General features: G+C 73.1%; 8 protein-coding genes and 1 pseudogene. 3 read left to right on the plus strand and 6 right to left on the minus strand.

Annotated elements, in window-relative coordinates; all coding sequences use genetic code 11:
• Positions 1 to 50: 50 nt before the first annotated feature.
• The 4 genes from V7E45_RS35670 to V7E45_RS35685 are packed head-to-tail and all read right to left on the minus strand — an operon-like array spanning position 51 to position 4,439.
• On the minus strand, positions 51 to 1,310 hold the full coding sequence (locus tag V7E45_RS35670; protein ID WP_333778421.1) for a glycoside hydrolase 5 family protein: 1,260 nt from the start codon (positions 1,308 to 1,310) through the stop codon (positions 51 to 53).
• 32 nt (positions 1,311 to 1,342) lie between these two features.
• Complete coding sequence (locus tag V7E45_RS35675) at positions 1,343 to 2,254, minus strand: carbohydrate ABC transporter permease (RefSeq protein WP_333778422.1); 912 nt, start codon at positions 2,252 to 2,254, stop codon at positions 1,343 to 1,345.
• Complete coding sequence (locus V7E45_RS35680; RefSeq protein ID WP_333778423.1) at positions 2,251 to 3,147, minus strand: carbohydrate ABC transporter permease; 897 nt, start codon at positions 3,145 to 3,147, stop codon at positions 2,251 to 2,253. Before V7E45_RS35680 ends, V7E45_RS35675 begins: the two co-directional genes overlap by 4 nt.
• A gap of 2 nt (positions 3,148 to 3,149) precedes the next feature.
• The gene (locus tag V7E45_RS35685; RefSeq protein WP_333778424.1) at positions 3,150 to 4,439 is read right to left on the minus strand and encodes an ABC transporter substrate-binding protein; all 1,290 of its coding nucleotides are present in this window, start codon (positions 4,437 to 4,439) and stop codon (positions 3,150 to 3,152) included.
• 239 nt (positions 4,440 to 4,678) lie between these two features.
• Between V7E45_RS35685 and V7E45_RS35690 the strand changes: the two genes are divergently transcribed.
• Positions 4,679 to 5,740 carry a LacI family DNA-binding transcriptional regulator gene (locus tag V7E45_RS35690; protein WP_333778425.1) on the plus strand — a complete coding sequence of 354 codons (1,062 nt, stop codon included), beginning with the start codon at positions 4,679 to 4,681 and terminating at the stop codon, positions 5,738 to 5,740.
• Between the two features lie 257 nt (positions 5,741 to 5,997).
• On the plus strand, positions 5,998 to 7,350 hold the full coding sequence (locus V7E45_RS35695; protein ID WP_333778426.1) for an amidase: 1,353 nt from the start codon (positions 5,998 to 6,000) through the stop codon (positions 7,348 to 7,350).
• A gap of 51 nt (positions 7,351 to 7,401) precedes the next feature.
• On the opposite strand, the pseudogene V7E45_RS35700 reads toward V7E45_RS35695, so the two are convergent.
• Both V7E45_RS35700 and V7E45_RS35705 read right to left on the minus strand, forming a co-directional pair.
• Positions 7,402 to 7,718, minus strand: a pseudogene (locus V7E45_RS35700) (hypothetical protein).
• Positions 7,719 to 7,772: 54 nt separating this feature from the next.
• Positions 7,773 to 7,946, minus strand: a complete 174-nt coding sequence (locus tag V7E45_RS35705; RefSeq protein WP_133918774.1) for a hypothetical protein — start codon at positions 7,944 to 7,946, stop codon at positions 7,773 to 7,775.
• Between the two features lie 466 nt (positions 7,947 to 8,412).
• Between V7E45_RS35705 and V7E45_RS35710 the strand changes: the two genes are divergently transcribed.
• The gene (locus tag V7E45_RS35710; RefSeq protein WP_333778427.1) at positions 8,413 to 9,213 is read left to right on the plus strand and encodes an SDR family oxidoreductase; all 801 of its coding nucleotides are present in this window, start codon (positions 8,413 to 8,415) and stop codon (positions 9,211 to 9,213) included.
• Positions 9,214 to 9,399: the final 186 nt, after the last annotated feature.

A 9,399-nucleotide genomic window follows, 5' to 3' on the forward strand; every position in this document is an offset into this window, starting at 1 on the left:
GGCGAGGGCCGCGGCGCTGGCGACGGCGAGGACGGTGCGTCTGGTGGGGTTCACGAGCGAGGGCCTCCGTGTGGGGTGGGGAGGAGTACCTGGTCGGGAGTGACGACTTCGGTGATGCCGCGGGCGGTGAGGTGTTCCCTGTCGTCCGCGCGGGTGTCCAGGACGGTGGTGGGGCGGGCCCCGTCGGCGACCAGCCGGAAGAAGGCGTCGAAGACGGGTCCGCCGGGTGCGCAGCGGGAGCGGTGGCCCGGGTCGGCGGGCACGACGAGGGCCGTGGTGCGGGTGGCGGGCGGCTCGTGGCGAGCCCGGGCGGCCTCGGCCAGGGCGCGGGCGATGTCCTTGGGCCGCCGGTCGCTGGTGAACAGGCCCAGTCCGTACTCGAGTTCGGGGAAGTCGGCGAGTCGGCGGGAGACGTCGTACGAGCACCACCAGGTGACGCCCCACAGGTCGGGGCAGTCCAGGACGTGTCGGACGGTCGCGTCGGCGAAGGCCGCCGCGTGCTCGGCGGGCACCAGGGGCGCCGGCGCACCGACCTCCTGGAGCCAGACGGGCCGGTGCGGGTCCTCGGCCCACGCCTTGCTCAGCTCGACCAGGTAGGCGGCGTGGTGCTCGGTGGGCACGGAGGTACGGCCGTGGCGCTGGGCGGTGCCGTTGAACACCCAGGAGTGCACGGCGGTGAGGGCGCCGAGGCGGGCGGAGTGGCCGGGGGTGAAGGGCTGGTCGTCCTGGTACCAGGCGGCGTCGTACGAGGCGTGCAGGTGCGGCCGGTCCGGGGCACCCTCGGCGCAGGCGGCGAGCATCCGGGCGAGCCAGCGCTCGGCCTCCTCGGCGGTGACGCGGTCGGGGTCCGGGTGCGGTCCGGCGGCGAACTGGTTGACCTCGTTGCCGATGGTCATGCCGAGGAAGTTGGGCCGGCCGGCGAGGGCGGCGGCCAGGGTGCGCAGGTAGGCGGCCTGGCCCTCGGTGACGTCCGGGTCGGTGAAGAGGTTGCGCCGGTGCCAGGTGCGGGTCCAGGCGGGCAGGAAGTCGAAGCTGCTCAAGTGGCCCTGCAGACCGTCGGCGTTGACGTCGAGGCCGCGTTCGGCGGCCGCGTCGACGAGCCGTACCAGGTCCTCGACGGCGCGGGGCCTGATCAGGGTGCGGTTGGGCTGGAAGTAGGGCCACAGCGGGAAGACGCGGATGTGGTCGAGGCCGAGGGCGGCGATCGCGTCCAGGTCGGCGCGTACGGAGTCGAGGTCGAAGTCGAGCCAGTGGTGGAACCAGCCTTCGCTCGGGGTGTAGTTGACGCCGAAGCGGACGGCAGCGGGCATGCGGTGTCCTTGCTCCTCGCGGGGGTACGGGCTCAGCCCTTGACCGCGCCCTCGCCGACCCCGCGGAAGAAGTACCGCTGGAGGCAGGCGAAGAGGGCGATGAGCGGCGCCACGGCGATGACGGTGCCGGCGGCGACGAGGCGTTCGTCATCGGCGAAGGTGCCGTGCAGGTAGTTCAGGCCGATGGTGAGGGTGAACCGGTCGGGGTCGCTGAGCACGATGAGCGGCCACAGGAAGTCGTCCCAGGCGCCCATGAAGGCGAAGATGGCGACGACCGCGAGGGTGCCCCTGACCGACGGCAGCGCGACGCGCAGGAACCGCTGCCAGGCGTCGGCGCCGTCGACGTAGGCGGCCTCCTCGATCTCGTAGGGCAGGCCGCGGAAGGCGTTGCGCATCAGGAGCACGTTCATCGCGCCGACCGCGCCGGGCAGGACGACCCCGATGAGCGTGTTGTTGAGGCCGAGTTCCCGCATGGTCGTGAACTGGGCGATGACGATGCCCTCCACCGGGACCAGCATGGCCAGCACGAAGACGAGGGTGGTGGCACGCCGGCCGCGGTAGCGCAGCCGGGCGAGCGCGTACCCGGCGAGCGCGGAGCCCGCGCAGTTGGTCACGACGCTCGCGCTCGCGACCTTCAGCGAGTTGAGGGCGTAGTCCCAGACCGGGATGGTGTCGGCGACCCGCTCGTAGTTGTGCAGGGTGGGGTGGGCGGGGAGGAAGCCGGGCGGTGAGCTGAAGATGTCCTCGGTGGGGCCCTTGAGGGAGGTGGAGAGCTGCCAGAGGAAGGGGCCGACGGTGAGGGCGAGCACGACGAGCAGCAGCAGGTAGCGAAGGATCAGCTCGGCGGGCCGCACGCGGCGGCCGTGCTCGTCGGTGACCCGGGGTTCCCGGGCGGCGGCCGGGGCGGCCGGGCGGGCGGTCCGCGTCTTCTCCAGGACGCTCATGACTCCTCCCTCCGGTCGGCCCGCAGCACGAGCAGCATCAGGGCGACGGTGACCGCGAACACGACGACGGAGAGGGCGGAGGCGTAGCCGACGCGGCCGGTCAGACCGGTGCCGGTGCGCTGGACGAGCATGACGAGGGTGGTGTCCTCGCCGGCCGGGCCGCCGCTCGGGCCCGCCATCAGGTACACCTCGGAGAACACCTTGAAGGCGGCGACCGAGGAGAGCGCGGCGACGAGCACCATGGTGGAGCGGACGGCGGGCACGGTGACCGTGAGGAAGCGGCGGACCGGGCCGGCGCCGTCGACGGCGGCGGCCTCGTGCAGTTCGCGCGGTACGTTCGCCAGCGCCGCCAGGTAGATGATCATGTAGTAGCCGAGGCCCTTCCACACGGTCACGGCCATGGCGCTCAGCAGGAGCAGCCACTGGTCGCTGAGGAAGCCGACCCGTCCCACGCCCACGGCCTCCAGCAGGGAGTTGACCAGCCCCCGTTCGTCGAGCAGCCACACCCAGATCAGCCCGACGACCACGATGGAGGCGACGACGGGGGTGTAGAAGGCGGACCGGAAGAAGGTGATGCCGGGGATGTTCTTGTGGACCAGCAGGGCGAGCAGCAGCGGCAGGATCACCAGGGCCGGTACGACGCCGGCGATGTAGAGCGTGCTGTTGCGCAGCCCGGTCCAGAACATGTCGTCGTGGAGCAGTTCGCGGTAGTTGGCGAGGCCGACGAAGCGGCCCGGTACCAGGGTGCGGCGGTCGGTGAAGGAGTTCACCACGGTCGACACGAACGGGTAGAGCACGAAGGCGCCGGTGACCAGCAGCCCGGGTGCGGCGAACAGCCAGGGACTGGTGGGCAGTTGCCGCCGTATCCGGGGCGGAGCGGTGGGGGCTGCCATGGTCAGCCCTGCTGCTTCAGCAGCCGGTCGCACGCCTTGACAGCGTTGTCGAGAGCCGCCTTGGGGCTCTCCTTGCCCTGCAGGGCCTTGGCGACCTCGTTGCGCAGCGCGGTCTTCATCTGCTCGCTGAACAGCACGGGCGTGTAGTTGACCGCGTTCTTCAGGGACTTGGCGGCGGCGACGCGCACGCGGGTCTCGTCGGTGCCGTCCTCTTCGGTGAAGTAGGGGTCGTCGAGGGAGCCGGCGGTGCTGGGGAAGATGGCGACCTTCTTTGCGAAGGACATCTGGTTGTGCGCGTCGGTGACGAAGTGGGCGAAGGCGACCGCGGCCGGGGTGTGCGCGGTGCGGGAGTTGACCATCACGCCCATGACGTACATGTTGACGTGGCCGGTGCTGGTGATCTGGTCGGTGATCCCGATGTTCTTGTAGAGGCCCGGTGCCTGCTTCCTGAAGTTGCCGAGGTCCAGGGCGCTGCCGGGGTTCATGGCGACGGCCCCGGTGAGGAACTTCTTCCCGGAGGACTCGGGGGTGGCGGTCAGCGCCTGCGGGTCGAGCGCCCTGGCGTCGTACAGCTCCTTGTACCGGGTGAGGAGTTCGACCCCCTTGGCGTCGTCGAAGGCGAAGCCGGTGCCCTCCTTGTTCATCAGCTGGACGCCGTACCGGCCGAAGTCCTCGACGGTGGGCACGTTGGCGAGCGTGGCGACCTTGCCGCCGCTGCGCTTCGCCATCCGCAGCGCGTCGGCGAACAGGTCGGCGTACGTCGTGGGGGGCTTGCCGGGGTCGAGTCCCGCCTTCTCGAACAGCGACTTGTTGTAGAAGAGCGGCCCGGTGTTCAGGTACCAGGGGAAGGCCCAGGTGCCGCTCAGTCCCGGCACCTGGTGGCCGGCCCAGGCTCCGTCCAGGTACTCGGGCCGGTACTTGGCGGCGGTCTTGTCGAGGTCGAGGGCGAGACCGGCCTTCGCCAGGGGCGCGACGAGGTCCGGGGAGACGTTGACGACGTCGGGCAGGGTGCCGCCGGCCGCGTCGGCGCTGATCTTGTCGGCGTAGCCCTCGGCGGGCTGGTCGATCCACTTCACGTGGGTGCCGGGGTACTTCTTCTCGAAGTCCGCTATCAGGCCCTCGAAGTACGGCTTGAAGTTGGCGCGCAGGTTCCAGGTCTGGAAGGTGATGTCGCCCTCGACCTTGCCGGAGGCGTCGGCCGGTCCGCCGCCGTCGCCGCCCGAGCCGCAGGCGCTCAGCGGCAGGACGAGGGCGACGGCAGCGGCGGCGAGGGTTCTGCGGGAGATACGCACGACGGCTGGGCTCCTTTGCGGTGGCGGGGACGGGCGGAAGGTGCCGGGCCAGACTGTGCCCATCGATTACCGGACGCGTCAATGGATTCGACCCAGCTAAAGTCATTAGTGACTCAAAGTCCCTGCTCGCAGGGGTGCTTGAGACCTATTGCCGCCGATTGCTAATGCGCTTTAGGGTAAGTGCACTCAAGCGCATTAGCAGTTGGCCGGTACCGGCCTGTACGGGAAGGGAGCGTGGGGTGCCGGAGAAGCGATCGCCCGCGCGTCGGCCGACGATGAAGGACATCGCCCGCCGCGCCGGGGTCTCCGAGAGCGCCGTGTCCTTCGCCCTCAACGGCCGGCCGGGGGTCTCGGAGACCACACGCGCCCGGGTCCACCGGGTCGCCGAGCAGCTCGGCTGGCACCCCAGCACGGCGGCGCGCGCGCTCTCCGGCGAGGGCGTGGCCACGGTCGGCTTCGTGCTGGCCCGTCCGGCGGACACGCTGGGCGTCGACTCCTTCTTCCTCCACCTGGTCTCCGGCATCCAGGAGGTGCTCGCCGAGCGCCATCTGGGCCTGCTCTTCCAGGTGGCCCGGGACGTGGCCGACGAGTGCGCGGTCTACCGGCGCTGGTGGGCGGAGCACCGGGTGGACGGCGTCCTGGTGGTCGACCCGCGCGCCGAGGACCCGCGCCCCGACCTGCTGGACGAACTCGGCCTGCCCGCCGTGGTCATCGGCGGCGCACCCGACATGCGCCACCCCGGCCTGTCCACCGTCTGGGCGGACGACGCCGGCGCGATGGCCTCGGTCGTCGACGAGCTGACGGCGCTCGGCCACCGCCGGATCGTGCACATCGCGGGCCTTCCGGGCCTGGCCCACACCCAGCGCCGTGTCGCCACGCTCCGCGCGGAGGCGGAGCGCCGGGGCCTCACCGGGGTGCGCTCGGTGACCACCGACTACTCCGACGCGGAGGGCGCCGCCGTGACCCGCCGCGTGCTCGGCGGCTCCGCTCCCCCGACGGCGCTGATCTACGACAACGACGTGATGGCCGTGGCCGGCCTCGCCGCGGCGGCCGAACTCGGCTTCGCCGTACCCCGGGACGTCTCCCTGGTGTCCTGGGAGGACTCGGCCCTGTGCCGCATGGTCGCACCGCGGCTGTCGGCGCTGTCCCGCGACAGCGCCGAGTTCGGCCGCACGGCGGCCCGCGAACTGCTGGCCCTGCTGGACGGGGAGCCGGCCCGCTCGGTCGGCGTACCGGTCCCCCGTCTGACGGGCCGCGGCAGCACGGCACCCGCGGCCCGCGCCGACGAGCCGCCCGCCTGAAATCGCCCACCCGGCCGAGGACCTCCGATGCCCACCCGGCCGAGAACCCGAGCGCACGCCCGGCCGAGGACCCGGAGCGCACCCGGCCGGGAACCCGGAGCGCCCGCCCGGCCGAGGGCCCTGGCCGTCGGTTTCGTGAGCGGTGCGGGGCCGGCGTCCTCTCGACGCGGCGGGCCGGACCGTGCACAGTTCTCCCTGCGTACCGACGGGTACGCTCCCGCGCAGCGGAGAACACCGTCGCCTTCCGAGGAGCATCCGTGAGCAACTGGGCCGGCCGTACCGCCGCCGAGATCGCCGCCGCCGTCCGCGAGAAGCGGGCCACGCCCCGTGAGGTGGTGGCGGAGCACCTGGCGCGGATCGAGCGCCTGGACGGCCGGATCGGCGCGTTCCGCAAGGTACTGGCCGCGTCGGCGCTCGCCGCGGCCGACGAGCTGGCGGGACGGCCGGATCTGGCCGAACTGCCGCTGGCGGGCGTGCCGGTGGCCGTCAAGGACAACCTCGCGGTGGCCGGTGAGGCCATGCGGGTCGGCTCGGCCGCCACGCCGGACACCCCGGCCGCCGAGGACCATGTCACGGTGGCCCGGCTGCGGGCCGCGGGCGCGGTGGTCGTGGGCCTGACGAACGTGCCCGAACTGTGCGTGTTCGGCACCACGGAGGGGGTGCACGGCACCGCACGCAACCCGTGGGACACCTCCCGCACGGCGGGCGGCTCGTCCGGCGGCAGCGCGGCCGCCGTGGCCGCGAGCCTGGTGCCGCTCGCGCTGGGCAACGACGGCATGGGTTCGCTGCGCATCCCGGCGGCCAACTGCGGCCTGGTCACGCTGAAGCCGGGGCGCGGTGTGGTGCCGGCGGGCATCGGTGAGGGCGACTGGTTCGGCATGGCGGAGAACGGGCCGCTGGCGACCACGGTGGAGGATCTGCGGCTGATGCTGTCGGTCCTCGCGGACCACGCGTTCACGCCCCCGGCGCAGCGGCCGTCGCTGCGCGTCGCCGTCGCGCTGCGCAGTCCGCTGGCCGGCGTGCGGATCGGTGCGCCGTACACGACCGCGGTACGCCAGGCGGCCGGTGTGCTGGCCGGGGCCGGGCACCTGGTCCGGCGGGCCGAGCCGCCCTACCCGCTCGACCTGGGGGTCACCTCGCTCCGGCACTGGACGGCCGGTACGGCCGTCGACGCCGAGGGCCTGGACCCGGCGCGGCTGGCCCGGCGCACCCGGGTGCACGCCGCGGTGGGCCGCCGCTTCGTCGCCTCCGTGCGCGCCGGGGACGGGCGCGAGCGGCTGCGGGCCCGGCTCACGCCGTTCTTCACCGAGCACGACGTCCTGCTCTCCCCGGCCCTCGCCCGCCGCTCGCCCCGGGCCGTCGCCTGGCACGAGCGGGGCTGGCTGCGCAACGTCGTCGCGAACACGGCCTGTTCGCCGTTGACCCCGCCATGGAACCTGACGGGCTGGCCGGCGATGTCGGTCCCGTTCGGCACCCTGCCTTCCGGCGCCCCCTGCGCGGTCCAACTGGCGGGCCGCCCCGGGACGGAGGAGTCCCTGCTGGCCCTGGCCGGCGAGTTGGAGGCCCGGCGTCCGTGGCGGCGGACGGCGCCCTTGGCGGACCGGGCTTAGCCGACCACGTCGCGGCCGTGGCGGACCTCGTCGCGGCCGGCAGCGCCCCCGTCAGGCGCGGGACTTGTGCATGAGGTGCAGGCCCACCCTGCCGTGGCGGGGGTGGTCGTAGGCGTCGGGGACCGTGCCGAGGACGGTGGAGCCGAGCGACTTCCAGTGGGCGACGGCGGAGGTTCGTCTCGACCGACCACGGCCCCGGTGGGGTCCTCGGCCACGTGGACGCGCTCGGCGGGGCTCATCCAGATGGCGCGGGCCGTCTTCTCGGAGGCGCCGGGGTCCCAGGCACAGGTCTCCGCGGCGGCGACGATGCGGTGCCGGAAGGGCCGGATCCGCGGCCGGTCCCCGGCCGCGGCTTCTCTGATCGGCATGGGCGTGAGCCTGTCACGCCCATGCGCACGGCGATCGCGACGATCCGGCCCGGCTCAGTCGACGCTGGGCAGGATGTGCGGCTCGGCGAGGTCGTCCTCGTACCCGGCGAGGCGGATCGGGGCGGACCGTGCCCACACGTCGAGGCTGCCGAGCTCTCCGGGCCGGCGGCCTCCGCGCTCCGTGCGTTCCTTGGGGCGCTGTTCGCGATTCGTCTTCTCCGGTGTCACCGCGCACTCCTTATGTGTCGGGCTCACCCTCGGGGCTTACCGGACAATCTGCGCTCCGGCTCTCGTCGCCCGCTCGGGTCTGGATGGAAAACCAGTTCGGACGCGGTGGCGCCGGTACTTCGTGTCGGAGCAGGCCGTTGTCGACCGGCTCACCCCAGGACGGACGGTGGGTGCGGGTGGGACCCCTTACTGCTGTCCGTCCCCCATAGGTTAACCAAATGAGCGGACGTCCGCTCGATAGGGAGTGCAAACAAGGTGTAACTATCGGAAGTCCTGCGACCCCCCAATCCCCCTCAATATGCAGCTGTTTGCCACAAACCGCATCACCCACCCGTCGACGCGAATCACCCACTCGGCCTACAGGAGCGAACACGCCTTCGACTCGCGCGGGCGGCTTGACTTACCAGTGGTGCCTCTGTCCGCCGTGCCTCTGTCATCCGACGGTCCGTCATGAGACGGTACGGCGATGACGCCCTCGTACGGCCTCCAGGGGAGGGCCGCGGTCGTCACCGGCGGCACGCGCGGCATCGGCCGTGCCGTGGCCGGGGCGCTCGCCGCCGCCGGGGCACGGGTGTGCGTGACCGCACGGGACCCGGCCGAGGTACGGCGCGCCGCCGCCGAGCTGGGCGGGATCGGGCTGCCCGGGGGCGTGGCCGAGCCCGGGCACGCCGAGGAGCTGACGGACCTGGTGCTGCGCGAGTTCGGGCGGCTGGACGTCCTCGTCAACAACGCGGCGACGAACCGGCCGTACGGGCCCCTGATGGAGGCGCCCGCCGCGGCCTGGCGAGAGGCGTTCGCGGTCAACGTGGAGGCCCCGCTGCGCCTGGTGCAGTGCGCCTGGCACGGCTGGATGCGCGAGCACGGCGGGGCCGTCGTCAACGTGTGCACGGAGGGCGCCGTGCACGTGGGGCCTCGGGTGGGCGCCTACGGCACCACGAAGGCGGCGCTGCTGCATCTCACCCGGCAGCTCGCGGGCGAACTCGCGCCCCGGGTGCGGGTCAACTCCGTCTCCCCCGGGCTCGTACGCACCGAGATGGCCCGGTTCGTGTGGGAGCCCGGCGAGGCCGAGCTGGCCGCGGAGCTGCCGCTCGGGCGGATCGGCGAGCCGGAGGACGTGGCGCGGGCCGTGGTGTGGCTCGCCTCGGATGCGGCCGAGTGGGTGACGGGCGCCGATCTGCTGGTCGACGGCGGGACGCGGGTACGGGCCGCCTCCGGGGCGGACGACGGCGTCCTGCGCGCACCGCTGCGCGGCGTGCCCGAGGTCTAGGCGGTGGCGCGGATGGCCCCCGGAGGGCCGGCGGGCCCGCTGGGGCCTGCCTGGTGGAGTTCGACCACGAAGAACGCGTCACCTGCGCACCGGGCACTGCGGCACGACGTCCGGACGGTGGGGGGCCCGGGGGGGGGGGGGGGGCCCCGGGGCCCCCCCCCCCCCCCCCCCAAAAACCCGCGGGGG

This window comes from Streptomyces sp. IBSBF 3136, from assembly GCF_036815105.1.
Taxonomy (GTDB): domain Bacteria; phylum Actinomycetota; class Actinomycetes; order Streptomycetales; family Streptomycetaceae; genus Streptomyces.